The sequence below is a fragment of the Streptomyces sp. NPDC055632 genome (genome assembly GCF_053618675.1).
Genome location: NZ_JBSHHY010000030.1, coordinates 44,185 through 65,464 on the forward strand (window position 1 = coordinate 44,185; position 21,280 = coordinate 65,464).

The 21,280-nt window shown below is 71.8% G+C and carries 16 protein-coding genes; 8 read left to right on the forward strand and 8 right to left on the reverse strand.

Annotated elements, in window-relative coordinates; translation table 11 throughout:
* Positions 1-42 precede the first annotated feature (42 nt).
* The 7 genes from ACWGSR_RS29215 to ACWGSR_RS29245 form a co-directional block, all read right to left on the reverse strand.
* Positions 43-2,943, reverse strand: coding sequence for a glycosyl hydrolase family 95 catalytic domain-containing protein (locus ACWGSR_RS29215; protein ID WP_453570772.1), 2,901 nt, complete (start codon positions 2,941-2,943; stop codon positions 43-45).
* Between the two features lie 130 nt (positions 2,944-3,073).
* The gene (locus ACWGSR_RS29220; protein WP_453570775.1) at positions 3,074-4,525 is read right to left on the reverse strand and encodes an RICIN domain-containing protein; all 1,452 of its coding nucleotides are present in this window, start codon (positions 4,523-4,525) and stop codon (positions 3,074-3,076) included.
* 277 nt (positions 4,526-4,802) lie between these two features.
* Positions 4,803-5,054, reverse strand: a complete 252-nt coding sequence (locus ACWGSR_RS29225; RefSeq protein WP_453570778.1) for a hypothetical protein — start codon at positions 5,052-5,054, stop codon at positions 4,803-4,805.
* Positions 5,027-5,275 (reverse strand): hypothetical protein, encoded by a 249-nt coding sequence (locus ACWGSR_RS29230; RefSeq protein ID WP_453570781.1) that lies wholly within the window; start codon positions 5,273-5,275, stop codon positions 5,027-5,029. Before ACWGSR_RS29230 ends, ACWGSR_RS29225 begins: the two co-directional genes overlap by 28 nt.
* A gap of 49 nt (positions 5,276-5,324) precedes the next feature.
* Positions 5,325-6,122, reverse strand: coding sequence for a DeoR/GlpR family DNA-binding transcription regulator (locus tag ACWGSR_RS29235; RefSeq protein WP_453570784.1), 798 nt, complete (start codon positions 6,120-6,122; stop codon positions 5,325-5,327).
* Between the two features lie 135 nt (positions 6,123-6,257).
* The gene (locus tag ACWGSR_RS29240) at positions 6,258-8,678 is read right to left on the reverse strand and encodes a ricin-type beta-trefoil lectin domain protein (protein ID WP_453570787.1); all 2,421 of its coding nucleotides are present in this window, start codon (positions 8,676-8,678) and stop codon (positions 6,258-6,260) included.
* 234 nt (positions 8,679-8,912) lie between these two features.
* The gene (locus tag ACWGSR_RS29245; protein ID WP_453570790.1) at positions 8,913-10,352 is read right to left on the reverse strand and encodes an RICIN domain-containing protein; all 1,440 of its coding nucleotides are present in this window, start codon (positions 10,350-10,352) and stop codon (positions 8,913-8,915) included.
* Between the two features lie 433 nt (positions 10,353-10,785).
* Here ACWGSR_RS29245 and ACWGSR_RS29250 point away from each other — a divergent pair, with 433 nt between their 5' ends.
* A complete protein-coding gene (locus ACWGSR_RS29250; RefSeq protein WP_453570855.1) occupies positions 10,786-11,781 on the forward strand; it encodes a LacI family DNA-binding transcriptional regulator in 996 nt (331 codons plus the stop codon).
* A 78-nt stretch (positions 11,782-11,859) separates the two neighbouring features.
* On the opposite strand, the gene ACWGSR_RS29255 is transcribed toward ACWGSR_RS29250, so the two are convergent.
* On the reverse strand, positions 11,860-12,858 hold the full coding sequence (locus ACWGSR_RS29255; protein ID WP_376241805.1) for a LacI family DNA-binding transcriptional regulator: 999 nt from the start codon (positions 12,856-12,858) through the stop codon (positions 11,860-11,862).
* A gap of 283 nt (positions 12,859-13,141) precedes the next feature.
* Between ACWGSR_RS29255 and ACWGSR_RS29260 the strand changes: the two genes are divergently transcribed.
* The 7 genes from ACWGSR_RS29260 to ACWGSR_RS29290 all read left to right on the forward strand — a co-directional run bounded on the left by ACWGSR_RS29260 (position 13,142) and on the right by ACWGSR_RS29290 (position 21,250).
* On the forward strand, positions 13,142-14,068 hold the full coding sequence (locus tag ACWGSR_RS29260; RefSeq protein WP_376241761.1) for a carbohydrate ABC transporter permease: 927 nt from the start codon (positions 13,142-13,144) through the stop codon (positions 14,066-14,068).
* A 3-nt stretch (positions 14,069-14,071) separates the two neighbouring features.
* The gene (locus ACWGSR_RS29265) at positions 14,072-15,055 is read left to right on the forward strand and encodes a carbohydrate ABC transporter permease (RefSeq protein WP_376241763.1); all 984 of its coding nucleotides are present in this window, start codon (positions 14,072-14,074) and stop codon (positions 15,053-15,055) included.
* 86 nt (positions 15,056-15,141) lie between these two features.
* Positions 15,142-16,479, forward strand: coding sequence for an ABC transporter substrate-binding protein (locus ACWGSR_RS29270; protein ID WP_376241765.1), 1,338 nt, complete (start codon positions 15,142-15,144; stop codon positions 16,477-16,479).
* Positions 16,480-16,623: 144 nt separating this feature from the next.
* Positions 16,624-18,375 (forward strand): glycoside hydrolase family 35 protein, encoded by a 1,752-nt coding sequence (locus tag ACWGSR_RS29275; protein WP_453570794.1) that lies wholly within the window; start codon positions 16,624-16,626, stop codon positions 18,373-18,375.
* Between the two features lie 324 nt (positions 18,376-18,699).
* A complete protein-coding gene (locus ACWGSR_RS29280) occupies positions 18,700-19,665 on the forward strand; it encodes an SMP-30/gluconolactonase/LRE family protein (protein WP_376241769.1) in 966 nt (321 codons plus the stop codon).
* Positions 19,662-20,288 carry a bifunctional 4-hydroxy-2-oxoglutarate aldolase/2-dehydro-3-deoxy-phosphogluconate aldolase gene (locus tag ACWGSR_RS29285; protein WP_376241771.1) on the forward strand — a complete coding sequence of 209 codons (627 nt, stop codon included), beginning with the start codon at positions 19,662-19,664 and terminating at the stop codon, positions 20,286-20,288. The genes ACWGSR_RS29280 and ACWGSR_RS29285 overlap by 4 nt, the downstream gene beginning before the upstream one ends.
* Complete coding sequence (locus tag ACWGSR_RS29290; RefSeq protein WP_453570799.1) at positions 20,285-21,250, forward strand: sugar kinase; 966 nt, start codon at positions 20,285-20,287, stop codon at positions 21,248-21,250. The genes ACWGSR_RS29285 and ACWGSR_RS29290 overlap by 4 nt, the downstream gene beginning before the upstream one ends.
* The last annotated feature ends 30 nt before the right edge of the window (positions 21,251-21,280 follow it).

Here is a 21,280-nt window from a genome sequence, read left to right on the forward strand (position 1 = left end):
GGAAGGGGCCACCGGCCGACGTCCTCTCCGGGGCGCACGCGGTCAGAGGGCGACGATCGTCCATTCCTGTCCGGCCGAACGGTCGGCGGGCATCTGGACGATCCTGGCGCCGTCGTCCGTCGAGCCGTTCTCGACGCACGCGCGCAGACCGCTGGCCCTGTTGATCAGGTGATGACGGCCGCTCGCGCCGGCGGGCACCAGGTCCCACCACTGGTTGGGGCTGTCGGTGTCCGTCCACTGGTCCAACGCCTGGCCGGGGGTCATGGAGGTACCGGGGTTGTCGAGGACCTTGCCGCTGTGGACGTTGGAGAGGCGGAAGGTCCCGTCGTGGTTCGGTGCCAGGCGCCACTGCTGGTTCGCCCCGCCCGACCACGGCCACTGGATGACCGAAGCCCCGTTGCCGGTCGATTCGTTCGCCACGTCGAGGACCTTGCCGCCGGCCCGGTTGACCACCCGGTACGTCCCGGTGAGCAGGCCTACGGTGATCCGCGTACGCTTACCCGCCGTGAGGGACACCTTCCTGGCATGGCCGCCGAGGGAGGAGGGTGCCACGGTCGCCGTGGTGGAGAGCGACGTGATGCCGCGACGGCAGACGAAATCGAGGGTCTGCGTGACGTTCGAGACGAGAGTGACGGTGGCGGTGCGTGCCGTCGTGTCCCACGTCAGGGTCTCGACGAGAACCCGGTTGCGGCCCCGGACGCCACGGATCGTTCCCCGCGCCAACTGCTCGGGCAGGGCCGGCAGGATCTCCAGCATCCCCGGCCTGGTGTAGATCAGGGACTCGGCGATGACCGCCGGCAGGGCGTTTGCGGCGTCGCAGTTGTAGGTGTGCAGGTCGGGGTTGTGGGAGGTCACCAGGGAGCGGAAGACCATGTTGCTTCCCAGCACCTTGCGGATGTTGTCGTAGACACCGGCCCCGTTCTTCAGCCGGCTCCACGCCAGTGCGCGGTGGAGGCTGCCATGAGCCGAATAGTTCTCGTCGCCGCGGATCCTGAGGGCCTTGCGCGCGGCGAGAACGAGGTCCGGCTTCTCCTCCGGGTTGATCTCGTGCAGGGGCCAGGCGCCGTACAGGTGCTGCGCGTGCCGGTGGTTGTAGCGGTCGTTCAGACCGGCCCAGGACCATTCGGCCAGCGCCTCGTCGCCGTTGACGGCGTAGTCGGGAAGCCTGGCGAGGAGCGCGGTCCAGCGGGCCACTCCCTGTCCGCCGCCCTGTTCGACGTTCAGCGTGTTCGCGGCGTCGACGGCGGCCTGGAGGGCGTGGCGGCCGGCCATGATGTCGCCGGTCGCGTTGGTGGAGAGCATCTGGCCGGTGCTGGAGGGGGAGTTCTCCATCGAGAACGAGGGAACGAAGACGACCTTGTCGTGGGAGTCGGTACGGGTGAGGAAGTCCTCGTAGAAAAGCGCGAGTTCCATGAGGGCAGGGCCGAGCTTGTCCCGGAGGAAGGCCTCGTCACCGGTCACCTGGTAGTGCTCCAGGAGCGGGTACAGCATCCAGTCGGCGCCGCCGGTCCAGCACTGGCCCGGGAAGTCGCCGCCGTTGAAGTGCAGCATGTGGCCGTGTTCGCCGTCGGTACGCGACGGCGCGAGGAAGCCTCGTGCGCCGTAGAGGTTCGTGGCGTTCCTGCGCCAGTCGTCGAGTTGCCCGAGAACGAGGTCGAAGAAGCCGTTCATGGCGGCGCCGTGGCCGAGGATGTTGCCGCCCGCGACCTGGAGGTTGACGTTGGCGTCGGTGGTGAAGTCGTCGGCCCAGGCGCCGTTCCAGCTGCCCGCCCACAGCCCGGTCAATCGTGGAGGCAGGACGCCGCTGGAGCTGACGAACAGGTACCGTCCCGAGTCGTACATCCGCTCGAGGAGCGCGATGTCGAGCGTCCACCGGTTGCCGTTCTGCCGCGCGATCAGCTCGGACGTGGAGAGCTGCCGGTCCGCGGCGGATACGCCGAGGTCGAGGCTGGAGCCGTCGAACATCGCCCGGTGCAGAGGTGTGTGGCGCCCGAGCAGGGTCGCGTAGTCGGTGGAGAGCGCGCCCAGCGCGGCGTGCAGCGGCTCGGCGTTCCACTCGCCCGCGTTCTCGTACCGGCCCAGTTTGGTCAGCAGTACCACCTTGGCCGCACGGGAGACGACCAGCGTGTTGCCGCTGGCCGACACCGAGGCCCTGTTGCCCGTCACCACGACCCGGGTGACGCCCTCGTACCCGAACGCCCCCTGTCCCGACGGGTACGTGCCGCGCAGGCGGAGGTGGCCGGTGCGGTTCGAGGCCGTGGCGGTCGTGGTGAAGCCGACATCGCCCGGTACGCCTTCGAGAGCGGTGCTCACCTCGATCGTCGTGTCGACGGTCCTGCCGGCGGCGGGCAACAGCTCGTGGACGACGACCCTGTCGGCGCGGGAGACGAAGGCGCGCCGCTTCCACACACCGGCGTTGTCGGACCACGAGTGCGTGACCTCGCCGGTGCGGAAGTCGGTGACCCGCGCGTAGTTGTCGGACGTCGTCGCGTCCGGCGTGCTCAGCCGCAGTTCGTACCCCGGGTGGAAGGTCTGCGTCCAGCGCAGGTCCCAGCCTTCCGCGAACTCCCCCGCGGCACCCCAGTAGTCACCGGACAGGGCCCTGTCCCGCACCGACTCCAGACGGTTCGCGAGCACGGGCGGTGTCACGTCGCGGGTGCCGTTGGGCAGCACGAAGCGGTGGTGGTTGAGGACCATCCGCTCCGACCGCGGCGTCCCGTGGAGCACCGCGCCGTACTCGCCGTTGCCGGTGACGAAGCCGTCGGTCCAGTCCGATGCCGGCGCGGTGTCGTACATGCCCCGCTGCGGCAGGGTGATCTGGGGCGGAACGACGGCTGCCGCCGCCGTCGCCAGGACGCCTTGGGGAAGCGCGACGGCACCGGCGGTGAGAGCGGCCGCGGTGATGAAGCCTCTGCGGCCGAGAGGGGTGTCGGGGGAGGACATGACGGAACTCCTTCGATGACAAGGAGAGCGGGGACGGGGAGGGAAGGGGGCGCGCCTGGGCGGCCGGCACGCAAGCGGGTGCCTCTCCTCCACAAGAGGAGAGAAGAGACACCCGGGGAGAGCGTCGCCGTCAGGCGATGGTCCGCTCCCACTGCTGGTTCCGACCGCCGTTGCAGGTCCACTGGTCGAGCGCGGCTCCGTCCGCGTACGAGTAGTCGGCGACGTCCAGGCACTTGCCGCTGCGCCGGGCGACCAGTCGGCTGTAGCCGGCTTCGTCCGTCGGCTCGACCTTCCAGTGCTGGGACTTCGCGGAGCCGCAGGTCTTCTGGACGACCGGAGCGCCGTCCTCGGTGGCCGTCCCACTCGCTTCGAGGCACTTGCCGCTGTTGCGGGCCATGATCTGGACGTAGCCGCTGGTGCCCACGTTCTTGAACCAGTACTGCTGGTTGATGTCTCCGCCGCAGCCCCACTGGATGATCCGGGCGCCGTCGGCGGAGTCGAAGTCGGAGACGTCGGCGCACTTGCCGCTGCTGCGGACCGACAGCGTCTCCCAGACCACGTTCATGCCGGTCACCTTTCCGGCCGCGGTGTCGATCGTGACCTTGGGCGAGTAGTCCATGGTCATGGTGGTCCTGGTGGGGAACTTCAGCGGGAGCCAGACGTACTGGGAGTCCTGGACCATGCCGCCCATGGAGTTGCCCCAGCGGTCGCCCATGTAGAGGTACGAGGTGCCGGAGGTGCCCTGCACCGGCAGGACGTAGGCCGTCTGGCTGCGGTAGGTGGTGGAGTTGCCGATGTCCCTCAGCCCGCTCCAGGTGCCGGTGACGCTGGTGGCGGTGGCGTACTTCTGCTGGTTGGGCGCCCAGCCGGTGGCGCCGGAGGTCAGCAGGAAGTAGACGCCGCCCCGCTTGAACATCGCGGGAGCCTCCCGCCACTGTCCGGCCCACAGCTTCTGCACCTGCGCCGCGATGCCGGTGTAGTCGGAGGTGAGGCGGTAGACGTGCAGGTCGGCGTTCTCGTTGGCCGCCGAGATCATGTAGCCGGTGCCGTCGGTGTCGACGAACGTCGTGATGTCACGCGACATGTGGCCGAGCGGGCGGAAGCTGCCACGCCAGGAGTAGTCGCCGTCCACGGTCGAGGAGACCGCGACCGCGGCCCGCGCCTCGGAGTAGTCGGTGGCGCTGCCCTCCTTGTGCATCCACATCACGAACTGGCCGGTCGAGGCGTTGTGGACGACCTTGGGGCGTTCGATGTTGGCGCCCCGGAGTTCGGGGTCGGTCTCCTGGGTCAGGACGTGGTTGCGGAACTCCCACGTCCTCAGGTCCGTCGAGCGGTAGGCCGAGACGTACCGGAAGCTGTTGTCGGCGTTGCGGTTCTCACCGAACCAGTAGTAGTACGCGCCGACCTTGACGACCCCGCCACCGTGGGCGTGCACGGGATTGCCGGCCGGATCGGTGAACTGCGTGGCGTTGGCTGTGGCCACCGAGGCCGCGTGGGCGGTTCCCGTGGCACCGAGGAGGGAGAGGAGGAGGGCGGACAGAGCGGCGAGGAACGCCGATGTCCTGGTTCTTCTGCGCGGCATGATCAATTACCTCTTGCTGTGGGGAGCCGTCACGTGGGGGTCGCATTGTCACGGCGAACCTGACGTGCACGGCGGAGTGTGGGGCGAGCGGGTGCGTACTGCGAAGGCGTACGCGAAGGCGGGGGCCGACCGGATCCGTGCTCACGGCGGCGGCGGTCGGGACGATGCGGCCCATGCGCCGGAGGGGATCGCCGCCGCGTTGCGGCTGCGTTTCGTCCTTCATGTTTACGTTAACGCGGGGTGTTGGGAGAGAGTCTGGAAGGCCGGTGGTGGACTGTCAAGAGTTTGAACAGAAGGTTCGCGTACCGGTGGGTATCGGGGGTTTTCCTCGCGGTTCGTCAAGGTGCCCGAGGTCGGGGAAGTCCCACGCGCTGCCGATCGGGGGCTCGCCGTGGGCGATCGCCTCGGGGTCGGGGTCGCTCGCGAAGAAGTCGATGCCCGGCTGGATGCCGTCGAAGGAGACGGGGCGGACCGCGATCCGGTTGCGGGCGCAGCCGATGGTCACGTAGCCGCGTGGCTGTCGAACCACGAGGCGTCCGGGTCCTTCCGGTTCGGCGGGCTCCCGTCCCGGTCGGCGGCGATCCGGTCCGACGCCAGAAGGGCCGCGAGGGTGGGACCGAGGCCCAGGACGCCCTGGAAGGCGCGGGTGAAGGGCCGGCGCACCGCCGCTTCGGCGTACGGGCCGACGACGTGCCCGCCCAGCTGTGCGGGATCGCTGTGGGCGAGGGTGGTGCCGTCGAGTTCGTACACGATCAGGGCATCGATGCCGGCTGCCTCGCGGGCCTCCCCGGCGGGAAGGTCAGGCGCTCGCCGCGTCGGCCAGGACCAGCCGGCCCACCTCGCGGCTCAGTACCGACCGGGCTTCCTCGCCGAGGGCGTCGTCCGAGACGAAGTAGTCGATCTCGGAGAGGTCGGCGAACCTGCTCAGCCCCACCACGCCCCACTTGCTGTGGTCCGCGACCACGGCGAGCTGTCCGGCGGAGTCGATCAGCGCCCGGTTCGTCTGCGCCTCGGCGAGGTTCGGGGAGGTGACGCCCGCGCGCTCGGACACCCCGTGGGCGCCCATGATCAGGAGGTCCACGCGCAGCGAGCGGATCGCCTGGTCGGCCAGGGGTCCCACGAGCGACGCCGACTTCGTCGGGGAGCCACCGGTGAGGAGCACGGTCGGGGCGCCCGCGTCCCGCTCCTCGGCGCGTCCGCGCAGGAGGTCCGCGACGGGCAGTGAATTGGTGACGACGGTGAGGCCGGGAACGTGCCGGAGGCCCTCGGCCACCGCGAAGGCGGTCGTGCCCCCGGAGACGGCGATGACGCTGCCCGGCTTCACCAGGCCGGCCGCCGCCGTGGCCACGGCGGCCTTGGCCGTCGACTCCAGGTCGGTCTTGGCCTCGAAGCCGGGCTCCTCCCCGGTGGTGGCCGTGGAGGTCGCGACGGCTCCTCCGTGCACCTTCTCCAGGGAGCCGGACCTGGCCAGCGCCTCCAGGTCCCGCCGGACGGTCATGTCCGAGACCCCGAGCTGTTCGACGAGGCGGGCCACCCGCACGGCGCCGTCACGGCGTACGAGGTCGAGGATCAGCGCGCGCCGCTGGAGCGCCAGCATCGCATCCCCCGTCCCCGTGTCGTCCGCCTCGTGCGGGAACCGGTCGGCGTGGAGCCGACCGAAGGCGTCGGAGGGGAACAGAATACCCTCCTCCCTCCGCGGGGGCGGCTCGCACCGCCCCCGCGGGCGGGGCCGTCAGGAGGTGGTGAGCTGCTGGTTGGCGGCCGTGGCGCAGGCGTACTGGACGACCTCCGCGCCGTCCGCCGCGGAGACTCCGCCCACGTCCAGGCACTTGCCGCTGTGGCGGGCGAGGAGGGTGGTGAAACCGTCGGGCGACCGGTGCACCGACCACTGCTGGTTGGCACCGCCGTTGCAGCCGTACTGGAAGACGGCCGCGCCGTCGGAGGTCGACTCGCCGCTGACGTCGAGGCACTTGCCGCTGTGCCGGGCGACGACGTTGACGTAGCCGCCGCCCGCGGGCCGCAAAGCCCACTGCTGGTTGGTCGCGCCGCCGCAGGTGTACTGGACGACCTGGGCGCCGTCCGCGGTGGAGGTGCCGCTCACGTCCAGGCACTTGCCGCTGTGCCGCATGCGCAGCGGCGTCCACGTGTCCGGGGCGACGGAGCGGAAGGTCCAGGACTGGTTGGCCCCGGTCGTCGGGCGGTACACCCCGACGGGCGCGCCGTCGCTCGTGGACTCGCCGCCGACGTCCAGGAGCTTGCCGCCGGCGGCGTTGACGAGGGTGTGGTGTCCGTCGCCCGTGGTGGACAGCATCCACTTCTGCTCGGCCGAGCTGCCCGGGGCCACGAGCACCAGGGAGTCGCCCCGGGCCGCGAGCGCCTTGCCGTCGACGGCGCTCGTGATGCGGTAGGCCGCGGTGTTGCTCCGGTCGGTGGAGGTGAACTTGGTGAACTTCCAGTGCTGCGCCGTGGTGCCGGGGCTGGACGTGCGCTGGACCAGCGTGCTGCGGCCGTTGCTCGTGGCGACGGCCAGGGCCTTGCCGCTGTTGTCGTTGAGGAGTTGGCGTGCGGCGCCGGTGGGGGCCGTGGTGTCGGAGGCGTTCACGCCCGTCGCGGCGGGCAGGACGAACGTCGTGACGGAGCCCGCGCCCACGGTGGCGGTGAGCGTCTTGCCCGCGGGGACGAGGTCGCCCTCGCGCTGGAGGTTCCTGGTGCCGTCGGTGGTGTAGCGCTGGACGGCCCCCGTGCCCACGCTCTGGAAGCCGGCGAGGTTCAGGGTGAGCCGCTGGGGCTCGCCGGTGGGGTTGGTGTGGACGACGACCGCGCCCTGGCCGGCCGGCCGCAGGGCGGCGAAGGTGTCGGCGTTGTCGGTGTTGATGACGCGGGCGCCCGGGCGGACGAAGCGGGTGTAGTTCGCCATCGCCCAGTACTTCTTGTTCTTGCGGAGGGGTTCGGTGGCCGCGTCGGCCGGGGTGAAGTCGGTCTGGATGAGGCCCCAGTTGGAGTTCTCGCGGCCCGGCGTCATGTTCTCGTAGTCCTCGACGGCCTGCCACAGGACCCAGGCGCGGGGCTCCAGTTCGCGGAAGTCCTCGTTGACGCGCTGGGTGAGGTCGAGGGCGGGGCTCATGTCGGTGAAGCTCTGTCCGACGCTGCCGCCGAGGTCCACTTCGGACATCCACAGCGGCGTGCCGGTCCCCTTGGCGATGTCACGGACGCCGGTGCGCCCGTCGGTGCCGTACGTGTGGGTGTTGAGCCTGCCGACCGCGGACTTGGCCGCCGGGTCGTAGGCGTCCCAGTTCGCGCGGAAGACGTCGGGGTTGGTCTCGTCCATGGCGGCGACACGGGTGGTGAGGCCGTCGGCGTCCAGCCGGGCGCGCATGGTGGTGATCATGCGCGCCTGGGAGGCGGGATCCCAGTGGGAGCCCTCCTGTCTCCCCCCGGCGCGCCAGTAGTCGGTGTTCGGCTCGTTGACGGGGGACAGGGAGTCGAAGGTGACGCCGGTGGCGCTCTGCGCGCGCTTCAGCGCCCCTGAGAGGTACGCGGCGAACCGCTCGTACTGGTCGGAGCGGAGGTTGTCCCGGTTCGGATCCCGCGCTCCGGAGACGAGGCCGCTGTTCGTCATGAAGTACGGCGCGGAGTTGGAGAAGGCCTCGAAGGTGTCGGCGCCCCGTGCCTTGGCGGCGGTGAGCCACCAGCGCTGGTCGGCGTCGGCGTTCGGGTTCCAGTGGGTGGGGTCGTCCGGGTTCCACCAGTCGGGGGACTCGGCCCCGGGACGGTTCCACCAGCCGGGAACGGCGCCGCCGGCCCGCATGTAGGGGGTGGTCTCGGGGCTGTCGCCGCCGCCGATGTTGTAGCGGGCGACGGTGAAGCCGAGTCCGTCCTTGCCGTAGAGGGCGTCGGCGAGCGCGTTGCGCCGGTCGTCCGGCCAGCCTCCGGTCACGTGGGCGAACCAGGCGAGCGCCGTGCCCCAGCCCTGGAAGGGCTGCTGCTGGTAGCCGGGGTCGAAGCGGACGGTCACCGCCTGCTCGGTGTTCTCGGCCGCCGCGGAGGTCACGGGGGCGAGGCCGGTCGCGAGGAGCGCGGCCACGGCGGCGGTGCCCAGGACCCCGCCCCTTCCGCGCGCACGGGCCGGGGGGCGTTCACGGGTGGAGCGCATGGTCGGTCTCCCTGAGTCGATCGTCGATCGCCGATGGGGGCCGCGGGCGACGGGCCGGTCGCGGCCGGGCGTACGGGACGGGCGGTACGGGACAGGCGGTCGTGGGTGGGGCGGCTGGTCGTGGGTGGAGCAGGTGGTCGTGGGTAGAGCGGGTGGTCGTGGGTGAGGCGGGTGGTCGTGGGTGGGGCGGGCCCCGACGGGGGCGGGGCCCGCCCGGCGCGGTCCGGACGGCGGTCAGGCGGCCGTGCGGAGCCACTTCTGGTTGGCGCCGCTGTTGCAGCTCCACTGGATCAGCGGCGTGCCGTCGCTCGCCGACGTGTTGGTGACGTCGAGGCACTTGCCGCTCCGCACGGCGGCGAGCTGCACGGTGCCGCCCGAGCCGGTCGCCCTCCACTGCTGGGCGGCCGTGCCGTCGCAGGCGTACTGGACGATCGCGGCGCCGTCGGCGGTCGAGCCGTCCCTCGCGGCGAGGCACTTGCCGCTGTGGCGGGCCACGATCTGCACCCGGCCGTTGCCGGCGGACTTGAGCCAGAACTGCTGGTTGACGGCGTTGCCGCAGCCCCACTGGACGAGGGCGGCGCCGTCGGCGGTCGAACGGTCGGCCACGTCGGCGCACTTGCCGCTGTGCGAGGCGGTCAGCGTCTCCCAGGTGCCGAGGCCCCGCACCGTACCGGCGGCCGTGTCGATGGTGATCTGCGGGTGGTAGTCCATGGTCATGGTGGTCCTGGTGGGGAACTTCAGCGGGAGCCAGACGTACTGGGAGTCCTGGACCGTGCCGCCCATGGAGTTGCCCCAGCGGTCGCCCATGTAGAGGTAGGAGGTGCCGGAGGTGCCCTGCACGGGCAGGACGTAGGCGGTCTGGGAGCCGTAGGTGTTCCGGTCGCCGATGTCCCTCAGCCCGCTCCAGGTGCCGGTGACGCTGGTGGCGGTGGCGTACCTCTGCTGGTTGGGCGCCCAGCCGGTGGCACCGGAGGTCAGCAGGAAGTAGACGCCGCCCCGCTTGAACATCGCGGGAGCCTCCCGCCACTGCCCGGCCCACAGCTTCTGCACCTGCGCCGCGATGCCGGTGTAGTCGGAGGTGAGGCGGTAGACGTGCAGGTCGGCGTTCTCGTTGGCGGCCGAGATCATGTAGCCGGTGCCGTCGGTGTCGACGAACGTCGTGATGTCACGCGACATGTGGCCGAGCGGGCGGAAGCTGCCCCGCCAGGAGTAGTCGCCGTCCACGGTGTCCGACACGGCCACGGCGGCGCGGGCCTCGCTGTAGTCGGTGGCGCTGCCCTCCTTGTGCATCCACATCACGAACTGGCCGGTCGAGGCGTTGTGGACGACCTTGGGACGTTCGATGTTGGCGCCCCGGAGTTCGGGGTCGGTCTCCTGGGTCAGGACGTGGTTGCGGAACTCCCACGTCCTCAGGTCCGTCGAGCGGTAGGCCGAGACGTACCGGAAGCTGTTGTCGGCGTTGCGGTTCTCACCGAACCAGTAGTAGTACGCGCCGACCTTGACGACCCCGCCACCGTGGGCGTGCACGGGATTGCCGGCCGGATCGGTGAACTGCGTGGCATTGGTGACGGTCACGGCCGCCGCGTGGGCGGTGCCGGCGGTGCCGAGGAGGGACAGGAGGACGGCACAGAGCGCGGTGAGCACGGTGACCGTCCCCGAGGATGTGCGTCGCATGATCGCGTACCTCGTGGTCTGGGGGGATGAAGTGTCCGGTGGGGCGGGTGGGACAGGCGTGGGCGCACCTCCGGCACGGAGACGTCCGTGGGTGCGGGAGCGCCCCGGCGGGGTCGCACACCTGATGGAGGGTGACCGCCGGACGGGATCCGGAGTCGCCGACGGAACGTGTCCGTCGTGTTACAGGGAGATGTCGCCCTCTCGTGTTTGCGTTAACGCGAGCGCTTGGGACGAGAGTCTGGAAAGGGCGGGAGGGGCTGTCAAGGTTTCGGACAAGATCCGCCGAAGATTGACCGGGCGGTATGTTTACGTCAACATACGGAGGGTCCCTCCGCGTGAGGGTCTCGAAGTCTTCCGACGGAAGGTCGCGCGCATGGCGACGCACAACAGCACACGGTCGCCCCGCTCACGGCCCGCCCGTCAGTGGCCGTCCATGGCGGACGTCGCCACGATGGCGGGCGTCTCCTCGCAGACGGTCTCCCGGGTGGCGAACAACCGGGAGAACGTCGACTCCGCCACCCGCGAGAAGGTGCTCTCCGCCATGCAGGCACTCGGCTACCGCCCCAACACGGCGGCCCGCGCGCTGGTGACCGGCCGTTTCGGGGCGCTGGGCGTGGTCAGTTTCGACGTGAGCGCGCACGGCAACGCCCGTACGCTCGGGGCGATCGCCGACGCCGCCCGCGAGGCCGACTTCTCCGTGAACTTCATGGGCGTACGGGCCCAGACCGAGGCCGCCGTGCGCCACGCGTTCCAGCACCTGATGCTGCAGTCCGTCGACGGCATCGTGCTGGTCGAGTCGCAGATGCTCGACACCCCGTCGCTGCGCCTGCCGCCGTCGATGCCGGTGGTCGTCGCCGACGGCGACACCGGTCACGAGTATCCCCACGTCGACTTCGACCAGGCCCACGGTTCCCGCGGCGTGGTCTCCCACCTGCTCGGTCTCGGCCACCGCACGGTCTGGCACCTCGCGGGCCCGCCCGACTCGTTCGCCGCGCGCCGGCGCGCCGAGGCCTGGCGCCGGACCCTGGCGGAGGCGGGCGCGGCAGTGCCGCCGGTGGTGTACGGCGACTGGTCGGCGAGGTCCGGCTACCGGGCCGGTCTCGACCTCGCCCGGCGGCCGGAGGTCACGGCCGTCTTCGCGGCGAACGACCAGATGGCGATGGGGCTGATGCGCGCCCTGCACGAAGCGGGCAGGAGCGTGCCCCGGGACGTCAGCGTGGCCGGCTTCGACGACATCGCCGAGGCCGCGTACCTCCACCCGCCCCTGACGACCGTCCACCAGGACTTCGAGGTGGTCGGCAAGCACTGCGTGGCGCTGCTGCTCGACCGGATCGAGGGCCGGACGGACGGGCCGCGGCGCAGGGAGGTCGAGCCCGTCCTCGTGGTGCGTTCGAGCACGGCTCCGCCGCGGCCGGGCGCCACGGCCTGAGGCCGCTCCGGTCCTTCCCCGTCGCGCCCGATCGGCAGATCCTCCCGGCGCCGGTCCTCCCTTCCGGGCGGGCCGGCCTCAGCGTTCCCGTCCGCGAGCACCGGGGGCCGCCGTGCTGCTCCGCTCCACCAGGGTGGTCGGCACGAGCCGTGTCCCCGTCACCGTCTCGCCCGCCAGCTCCCGCAGGACGGCGTCGACGCACCACGCTCCGACCCGGGCGAAGTCCTGGTGGACGGTCGTCAGGGGCGGGATGAAGGAGGCCGCCTCGGGAATGTCGTCGAAGCCGACGACACTGACGTCCTCGGGGACGCGCACGCCCCGGTCGTGGAAGGCCCGCAGCACGCCGAGGGCCATCTGGTCGTTGGCCACGAACACCGCCGTGCGGCCGGCCTCGCCGGCGAGCCTCAGCCCGGCCTCGTAGCCCGACTCGGGGGTCCAGTCCCCGCGCAGCACGGGAGGCACCGCGCGCCCCTCCTCGCGCAGCGCCGCCTCCCACGCCTCTGCACGACGACCCGCGGCGAAGGACTCCTCGGGTCCCGCGAGGTGCCACACCGTGTCGTGACCGAGGTCGAGCAGGTGCCGCACGGCGGCGCGGGCGCCCTGCCGCTGGTCCGTGTCCACCACCGGGAAGCGGCCCGTGGCGTCGGAGTCCACCACGACCACCTTGACGTGCGGCGGCAGGGTCAGGGCGGCGGCGTCGAGCAGGTGCACCTCCATGATCAGCACGACGGCGTCGACCGCCAGCTCGTCGAGGCGGGTGAACGCCCCCTTGACGTTGTCCTGCGTGGGCGCGTCGAGCGGGATGAGGGTGACCGCGTAGCCGGCGCGGGCCGCCGAACCGGCGATGGCGTCCAGGGTCCGGACGTTGCCCGTGCTGGTGAGTCCCATGGTGATGACGCCGATGGCTCGAAAGTCACCGCGCTTGAGGGCGCGAGCCGCGCTGTTGGGACGGTAGCCCAGCTCCCTCATCGCGTCGAGGACCTTCTGCCGGGTGGTCTCGACGACGGCCGCGTCGCCGTTGGAGACGCGGGACACCGTCTGCGAGGAGACCCCCGCCCGCAGGGCGACGTCCGCCATGGAGACACGGCGCGGCCTGCCCCGCGCCCCCTGCCGGCCGCCGTCCGCGGCCGCCGCCGACGACTCGGTCGTGTTCTGCCCGGTCACCCGATTCCCTCTCATTCGCCGTTACTTCGTGCTTGACGCCCCTCAGCGGGAGTGTCACCATCACGCTACCGATGATTACGTAAACATTTCTCGTCGGCCAGCCCTTTCGAAGGGCCGGTTCCCGGCCACAGGCCGCCCCGATCCACCTCGCTCCCCGTCTCCGGACCGCTCGGTCACCGACGCTAGGACCCAAGCCATGACGCTCCTGTCGACGCGTGCTGCGGCAGCGCCACCGCCCCGCCCACGAACCCGCTTCCGTCTCCGCAGGGAGGCCCTCGTGGGCTGGGGGTTCGCCGGCCCGTTCGTCGCGGTCTTCGGCCTCGTCTTCCTCGCGCCGATCGGGTACGCCGGATACCTGAGCCTGTTCCGGGACCGGCTCATCGGCGGCACCTCCTTCGTCGGCCTCGACAACTACGGCGAGGCCCTCACGGACCCGCGCTTCTGGGACGGCCTGGCGCGGGTCGGCCTCTTCCTGCTGATCCAGGTGCCGGTCATGCTGGGCATCGCGCTCCTCGCCGCCCTCGCGATCGACAGCGGCCGGCTCTACGGCAAGACCTTCTTCCGCGTCTCGATCTTCCTCCCGTACGCCGTGCCCGCCGTCGTCGCCAGCCTCATCTGGGGCTTCATGTACGGCAACCAGTTCGGCCTGGTCGGCAACATCAACGACGCACTCGGCATCACCCTTCCCGACCCGCTCTCCCCCTCCCTGGTCCTCGCCTCGATCGGCAACATCGTCACCTGGGAGTTCGTCGGCTACAACATGCTGATCTTCTACTCGGCCCTCAAGGTCGTCCCCCGCTCGCTCTACGAGGCGGCGGCGATCGACGGCGCCGGGGAGTGGCGGATCGTGACCTCGGTGAAGCTGCCGGCCATCCGCAGCGCCCTGGTCATCGCCACGATCTTCTCGATCATCGGCAGCTTCCAGCTCTTCAACGAGCCGAGCATCCTGCAGAAGCTCGCCCCCAACGCCATCACCAGCGACTTCACCCCCAACCTCTACACGTACTCGCTGTCCTTCTCGGGCCAGCAGCACAACTACGCGGCGACCGTGGCGATCGTGATGGGCGTGATCACCGCGATCATCGCCTACGCGGTCCAGCTGCGCGGCATGCGGAAGGGCTGAGCCATGACCACCTCCATGACCACCGCGGCCGCCGAGCCCACCCCGACCCCCGTGGAGCCGCGGACCGGCGGCGCCCCCGCCGCCTCGCACCGCACTCGTCCCCCCGCGGCCGGGCGTCGCACACGGCGCCCGCACACCCCGCTCAACCCGCGCCCCAGCGTCCCGCTGACCCTGGTCACCGGCCTGGTCCTCGTCTACACCCTGCTCCCGCTCGCCTGGCTGGTCATCAACGCCACCAAGAGCCGGCGGGGACTGCTCGACTCCTTCGGGCTGTGGTTCGCCGAGGACTTCGACCTGTGGGACAACATCACCCGCACGCTCACCTACGACGACGGCGTCTTCGTCCGCTGGCTGCTCAACACCCTGCTGTACGTCGTCGCCGGCGCGGGCGGCGCCACGGTCCTCGCCGTCCTCGGCGGCTACGCCCTCGCGAAGTACGACTTCCCCGGCCGCAAGGCGGTCTTCGCGGTCGTCATCGGAGCCGTGGCCGTCCCCGGCACCGCCCTGGCGGTGCCCACCTTCCTGATGTTCAGCAACATGGGCCTGACGAACACCCCCTGGGCCGTCATCGTCCCCTCCCTCATCTCCCCCTTCGGCCTCTACCTGATGTGGGTCTTCGCCGCCGAGGCCGTCCCCACCGAACTCCTGGAGGCCGCGCGCATCGACGGCTCCGGCGAGCTGCGCACCTTCTTCACGATCGCGCTGCCGCTGCTCGTGCCGGGCACCGTCACCGTGCTGCTGTTCTCCATGGTCGCGACCTGGAACAACTACTTCCTGCCGCTGATCATGATCAAGGACCCCGACTGGTACCCCCTGACCCTCGGCCTCAACGCCTGGAACGCCCAGGCACAGACGGCCGGCGGCGAGGCCGTCTTCGACCTGATCGTCACCGGCTCCCTGCTGACGATCGTCCCGATCGTGGCCGTCTTCCTGCTGCTCCAGCGGTACTGGCAGTCCGGCCTGGCCGCCGGAAGCGTCAAGGAGTGACCGCCCTCCCCCCTCCTCCCCTTCCCTCGATCCCCCACCTTCCGGAAGTCCCTCCCCGCCCGCACCACCGACCAGGAGCACCTCCCATGCGCACCCACACCACCCGCAGACTGCTCGGCGCACTCGCCGTACTCGCCACGCTCACGCTGACCGCCACGGCCTGCGGCTCCGACGACCCGGACACCGGCTCCGGCGGCGCCCCGAAGGACGTCGACGCCGCGCTCCGGAAGGGCGGGAAGCTGACGGTGTGGGCCTGGGAGCCCACGCTCAAGAAGGTGGCGGAGGACTTCGAGAAGAAGTACCCCGAGGTCGACGTCGAGCTGGTCAACGCGGGCACCGGCGACAAGCAGTACACCGCCCTGCAGAACGCGCTGGCGGCCGGCTCCGGCGCCCCCGACGTGGCACAGGTCGAGTACTACGCCCTCGGCCAGTTCACCATCGGCAAGTCCGTCGAGGAACTCTCCCCCTACGGCGCCGTCAAGCACTCCGCGAGCTTCACCTCCGGCCCCTGGAACGCGGTCACCGAGGACAAGGCGATCTACGCCCTGCCCATGGACTCCGGCCCCATGGCGTTCTTCTACAACAAGAAGGTCTTCGACAAGCACGGCGTCCAGGTGCCGACCACCTGGGACGAGTACGTGGAGGCGGCCCGCGCCCTCCACAAGGCCGACCCGAAGGTCTTCATCACCAACGACACCGGCGACGCCGGCGCCACGACCAGCCTCATCTGGCAGGCCGGCGGCCGCCCGTACCGGACCGAGGGCACCGACGTCACCGTGAACTTCGACGACGAGGGCACCCGGAAGTACACCGCCACCTGGCAGAAGCTCCTCGACGAGAAGCTGGTCGCGCCGATCAGCTCCTGGAGCGACGCCTGGTACAAGGGGCTGGCCGACGGCTCCGTCGCCACCCTCTCCATCGGGGCCTGGATGCCGGCCAACCTCACCTCCGGAGTCGCCTCCGCCTCCGGCGACTGGCGGGTCGCCCCGCTGCCGCAGTGGACGAAGGGCGACAAGGCGAGCGCCGAGAACGGCGGCAGCTCGCTCGCCGTGCCGAAGGCCGCCAAGAACAAGGAACTCGCCTACGCCTTCACCGAGTTCGCCACCACCGGCGCCGGTGCGAGCAGCCGCGTCGCGGCCGGCGCCTTCCCCGCGACCCGCGCCGATCTGGAGTCGAAGGCCTTCCTCGACACGAAGTTCCCGTACTTCGGCGGCCAGCAGGCCAACCGGATCTTCGCCGAGTCCGCCCGCAACGTCGGCGAGGACTGGTCCTACCTGCCCTTCCAGGTGTACGCGAACTCGGTCTTCAACGACACGGTCGGCAAGGCGTACGTCTCCCCGACGAAGCTCTCCGAGGGCCTGAAGGCCTGGCAGGAAGCCTCCGTCAAGTACGGCAACGACCAGGGCTTCGGCGTCAACGAGTAGTCCGGTGGCCGCGGGGCGGAGCCGTGCCGCGCCTCCGCCCCGCACGCATGCGGACAGGGCTTGTCACGCCCTTGATGTTTGCGCAAACATACCGTAGCGGCGTCTCGACCCGCACCACCCTTCACGTACAGGAGCAAGCAGCCCATGCCCGTTCTCCAGACAGACAAGGCCGGATTCCTGCTCGACGGCCGTCCCTTCCGCTTCCTGTCCGGCGGGCTGCACTACTTCCGGGTCCACCCCGGGCAGTGGCGGGACCGGCTCCGCAAGGCCCGGCTCATGGGGCTCAACACCGTCGAGACCTACGTCCCCTGGAACCTCCACCAGCCGCGCCCCGACCGCTTCGTCCTCGACGGCGGCCTCGACCTGCCCCGCTTCCTCGAACTCGCCGCCGCCGAGGGGCTGCACGTGCTCCTGCGCCCCGGCCCGTACATCTGCGCGGAGTGGGAGGGCGGCGGTCTGCCCTCGTGGCTGCTCGCCGAGCCGGACATGCGGCTGCGCTCCCGCGACCCCCGGTTCCTGGCGGCGGTGGACGACTTCTTCGGCCGTCTGCTGCCCCCGCTCCGGCCGCACCTCGCCCCGCGGGGCGGCCCGGTCCTCGCCGTGCAGGTGGAGAACGAGTACGGCGCCCACGGCGACGACACCGCCTATCTGGAGCACGTCGCCGACTCGCTGCGCGCCCACGGGGTCGACGTGCCCCTCTTCACCTGCGACCAGCCGGCCGACCTGGAGCGCGGCGCCCTGCCCGGCGTCCTCGCCACCGCCAACTTCGGCAGCCGCTCGGCCCACCACTTGGCCGCCCTGCGCGCGCGGCGCCCCGAGGGGCCGCTGATGACCACCGAGTTCTGGATCGGCTGGTTCGACCGCTGGGGCGCCCACCACGTGGTCCGCGACCCCGACCGGGCCGCCCGCGAACTCGACGAACTCCTCGCCACCGGCGCCTCGGTCAACTTCTACATGTTCCACGGCGGCACCAACTTCGGCTTCACCAACGGCGCCAACGACAAGCACACCTACCGGCCCACCGTCACCTCCTACGACTACGACGCCCCGCTCGACGAGGCCGGCGACCCGACGGAGAAGTACACCGCCTTCCGCGACGTCATCGCCAAGTACGCCCCCGTCCCGAGCGGCCCCGTCCCCGCGCCGGGCGCCAAACTGGCCGCCCCCGGGGTCGCGTTGACGGAGCGCGCCGAGCTGCTGACGAACGCGGCCGCGCTGGCGCCGGGGATCGGCTCCCGCCGGCCGCTGACCATGGAGGAGCTGGAGCAGGACTTCGGCTTCGTCCTGTACGAGACCCTCCTGCCCCTGTCCGGCCCCGCCCTCCTGGAGGTCGAGCAGGTCCGCGACCGCGCCCAGGTCTTCGTCGACGGGCAGCCGGTGGGCGTCCTGGAGCGCGAGAACCACGAGCACGCCCTCGCCTTCACGGTCCCCCGGGCCGGCAGCACGCTCTCGGTCCTGGTGGAGAACCAGGGCCGGGTGAACTACGGACAGGGCATCCACGACCGCAAGGGACTGCTCGGCGCGGTCCTCCTCGACGGCGCCGAGCTCGCGGGCTGGACCAGCCGCCCGCTCCCGCTCACCACGCTGGAGGACGTCCCCTTCGCGGCCGGCACGGCGACGCCCGTCGGCCCGGCCTTCCACCGGGGCACCTTCGAGGTCATCGAGCCGGCCGACACGTTCCTGCACCTCGACGGCTGGACCAAGGGCAACGCCTGGGTCAACGGCTTCGCGCTCGGCCGCTACTGGTCCCGCGGCCCGCAGCGGTCGCTGTACGTCCCCACCCCCGTCCTGCGGGCCGGTACGAACGAGGTCGTCGTCCTGGAACTCCACGCCGGCCACCGGGCCCGTACCGTCGACTTCCTCGACACCGCCGACCTCGGCCCCACCGAGGAGTAGGAGCGGGCCGCTCCGGAGGGCCGAGACCCCTCCGGCCCCTTGTGGACGCCGCCCGCTCCGGTCGGCGCGGCGTCCGGCCCCCACCGTCCCCGCCACCGGCCTCGACCGCCGGTCCCTCTCGGCCACGGCCCGCTCCGGGGCCCGGTCACCGCCGCCTCGCCGCCTTCGCGCACGGGGCACTTCCGGCCCCCCTTCACAGGCGGGCCGACGACGACTGCCGTACCGGCGTACGCCTCGGCACACCTCCACTTCCCGCAGCGGCACCCCCGCCCGTCGAGGGCGGGTCCGGTGTGCCCCCACTCCCCCGCGCCAAGGAGCGACGACATGCGATGGAAAGCGGTCCCCTGCACCCCCGGACCAGGACTGCTGTCCGAAGGACCGGTGTGGGACCGGCACCGACGAGAACTCCTCTGGGTGGACATCACGGCGGGCCTCGTCCACCGCGGCAGCCTCGTGGAGCGGGGCGACGGGAGCGGGCTGCCCGACGTGTCCCTCCTGTCCACCCTCGACCTGGGCCGCCACGTGGGGGCCGTGGCGCCCCGCGCCTCCGGAGGGATGGTCGCCGCCGCCGGTACGGACTTCCTGGACGTCACGGAAGCGGGCGACCACTCCCTGATCGCCGCACCGGCGGACGCCGACGACGGAGTGCGCCGGCGGATGAACGACGCCAAGTGCGACCCCCGGGGCCGGCTCCTCGCCGGGACCATGGCCCATGACCTCACCGAGGGCGCAGGCTCCCTCTACCGCCTGGACCCGGACGGCACGGTCGCCACCCTGCTCGACTCGGTGACCATCTCCAACGGCCTGGGCTGGAGCCCGGACGGGCGCCTGCTCCACTTCGCCGACAGCCCGACGCGCCGGGTCGACGTCTTCGACTACGACGTCACCACCGGCACGCTCTCCGGCCGCCGCCCCTTCGCGGTGTTCGACGAGGGCGAGGAGCCGGACGGCCTCGCCGTGGACACCGAGGGCCGGGTCTGGGTCGCGGTCTGGGGCGCGGGCGAGGTACGGGCGTTCACCCCGGAGGGCGAACCGTGCGCCGTCGTGGAGGTCCCGGCCGCCCACGTCTCCAGCTGCGCCTTCGCGGGACCGGACCTCGACGTCCTGGTGATCACCACCGCCACCGAGGGGCGCAGCCCCGAACAACTGCGCGACGAGCCGGACGCCGGGCGGCTCTTCGTCTGCCGTCCGGGCGCCACGGGCGTGCCCGTACCCCCGTTCGCGGACGGCCCCGCACCCGTTTCCCCTTCCGACACCACCGCCCACGACCAGCAGGGACCCCTGTCATGACCGACCTGATCGACGCCCTCACCGCGACGCCGGTGATCGCCATCCTCCGCTCCGGGTCGTCCCGGCGCTTCCCGGACGTCGCCGACGTCCTGCACGCCTCCGGCATAAGGGCGGTGGAGTTCACCCTCAGCACCCCCGGCGCCCTGGACGCGCTGCGCGAGTACGCCGGCGCCAAGCCCGACGGGCTGGCGCTGGGCGCCGGCACGGTCGTCACCCCGGCCGACGCGCGGCGGGCCGTCGAAGCGGGCGCCACGTACCTGATCACCCCCGCGACCTGCCTCGACGTCGTCACCGAAGGACGGCGGCTCGGCGTTCCCGTGCTTCCCGGCGCGTTCACGACGAGCGAGATCCTCTCCGTGTGGCAGGCCGGCGCCACCATGGTGAAGCTGTTCCCCGCCTCGGTCGGAGGACCGGAGTACGTACGGGCCGTGCGCGCGCCCCTCGGGTCGATCCCCCTCGTACCGACCGGCGGCATCTCCCTGGACCAGGCCCCCGCCTACCTCGCGGCCGGTGCCGCCGCCCTCGGCATGGGCGGTCCCCTGGTGGGCGACGCCTGCGAGGGCGGCAGCCTGGACGCCCTGCGCGGGCGGGCCGACGCCCTCCTGCACGGGGCCGGATCGTGACGGCGCGCGCGACGCCGACCTCCGCGGCCCTGGTCACCCTCGGCGAGGCGATGATCGTGGCCGCGGCGACCGACCCCGGCCCCCTCGCCCACGGGGCGGCGCTGCGCCTGACCTTCGCCGGCGCGGAGGCCACCGTCGCGATCGGCGTGCGCCGCCTCGGCCACACCGCCTCGTGGACCGGCCGGGTGGGCGCCGACGCCGGGGGCACGATGATCCTCGACGGGCTGCGGGCCGCGGACGTCGACGTGACCCGCGTCGTCGAGGACGCCGGCGCCCCGACCGGCCTGATGCTGCGGGAACGCCGTACCGGCGACCACACCCGCGTCGTGTACTACCGCCGGGGAATGGCCGGCTCCCGCCTCGCACCGGGAGACGTCGACGAACAACTCGTCGCCGGCGCACGGGTGCTGCACGTCACGGGCATCACGCCCGCGCTCGGCGACGCGGCCCGGGCGGCGGTGCGCCACGCCGTCGAGGCCGCCCGGGCGGCCGGCGTCACGGTGTCCCTGGACCTCAACCACCGCTCCCTGCTGTGGTCCCGCGAGGAGGCCGCCGCCGAACTCGCCCACCTCGTCGCCCGGTCCGACATCGTCTTCGCCGGCCCGGAGGAGGCCTCGCTCGTCGTTCCCGGGGCGGAGCCGGCCGCCATGGCCGAAGCGCTGCTGCGCCTCGGCCCCCGGGAGGCCGTGCTCAAGCTCGGGTCGCGCGGCGCCCTCGCCGCCACCCGCGACGGGATCGTCCGCCAGGACGCCGTGCCCGTCACCCCCGTCGACCCCATCGGGGCCGGCGACTCCTTCGTCGCCGGATACCTCGCGACCCTCCTCGACGGCGCACCGCCGCGCGACCGGCTGCGGACCGGCGCCGTGTGCGGGGCGTTCACCGTCGCCGTGCACGGCGACTGGGAGGGCCTGCCCCGCCGCGCCGAACTCGGCCTCGTCCAGGGCGAGGACGTCACCCGCTGACCGGGCCGTCCTCTCCCCTTCCCCCGAAAA

Coding starts and splice junctions, on each gene's coding strand:
- ACWGSR_RS29215 (WP_453570772.1), bottom strand. CDS start 2,943: ATGTCCTCCCCCGACACCCCTCTCGGCCGCAGAGGCTTCATCACCGCG.
- ACWGSR_RS29220 (WP_453570775.1), bottom strand. CDS start 4,525: ATGCCGCGCAGAAGAACCAGGACATCGGCGTTCCTCGCCGCTCTGTCC.
- ACWGSR_RS29235 (WP_453570784.1), bottom strand. CDS start 6,122: ATGCTGGCGCTCCAGCGGCGCGCGCTGATCCTCGACCTCGTACGCCGT.
- ACWGSR_RS29240 (WP_453570787.1), bottom strand. CDS start 8,678: ATGCGCTCCACCCGTGAACGCCCCCCGGCCCGTGCGCGCGGAAGGGGC.
- ACWGSR_RS29245 (WP_453570790.1), bottom strand. CDS start 10,352: ATGCGACGCACATCCTCGGGGACGGTCACCGTGCTCACCGCGCTCTGT.
- ACWGSR_RS29250 (WP_453570855.1), top strand. CDS start 10,786: ATGGCGGACGTCGCCACGATGGCGGGCGTCTCCTCGCAGACGGTCTCC.
- ACWGSR_RS29255 (WP_376241805.1), bottom strand. CDS start 12,858: ATGGCGGACGTCGCCCTGCGGGCGGGGGTCTCCTCGCAGACGGTGTCC.
- ACWGSR_RS29260 (WP_376241761.1), top strand. CDS start 13,142: ATGACGCTCCTGTCGACGCGTGCTGCGGCAGCGCCACCGCCCCGCCCA.
- ACWGSR_RS29265 (WP_376241763.1), top strand. CDS start 14,072: ATGACCACCTCCATGACCACCGCGGCCGCCGAGCCCACCCCGACCCCC.
- ACWGSR_RS29270 (WP_376241765.1), top strand. CDS start 15,142: ATGCGCACCCACACCACCCGCAGACTGCTCGGCGCACTCGCCGTACTC.
- ACWGSR_RS29275 (WP_453570794.1), top strand. CDS start 16,624: ATGCCCGTTCTCCAGACAGACAAGGCCGGATTCCTGCTCGACGGCCGT.
- ACWGSR_RS29280 (WP_376241769.1), top strand. CDS start 18,700: ATGCGATGGAAAGCGGTCCCCTGCACCCCCGGACCAGGACTGCTGTCC.
- ACWGSR_RS29285 (WP_376241771.1), top strand. CDS start 19,662: ATGACCGACCTGATCGACGCCCTCACCGCGACGCCGGTGATCGCCATC.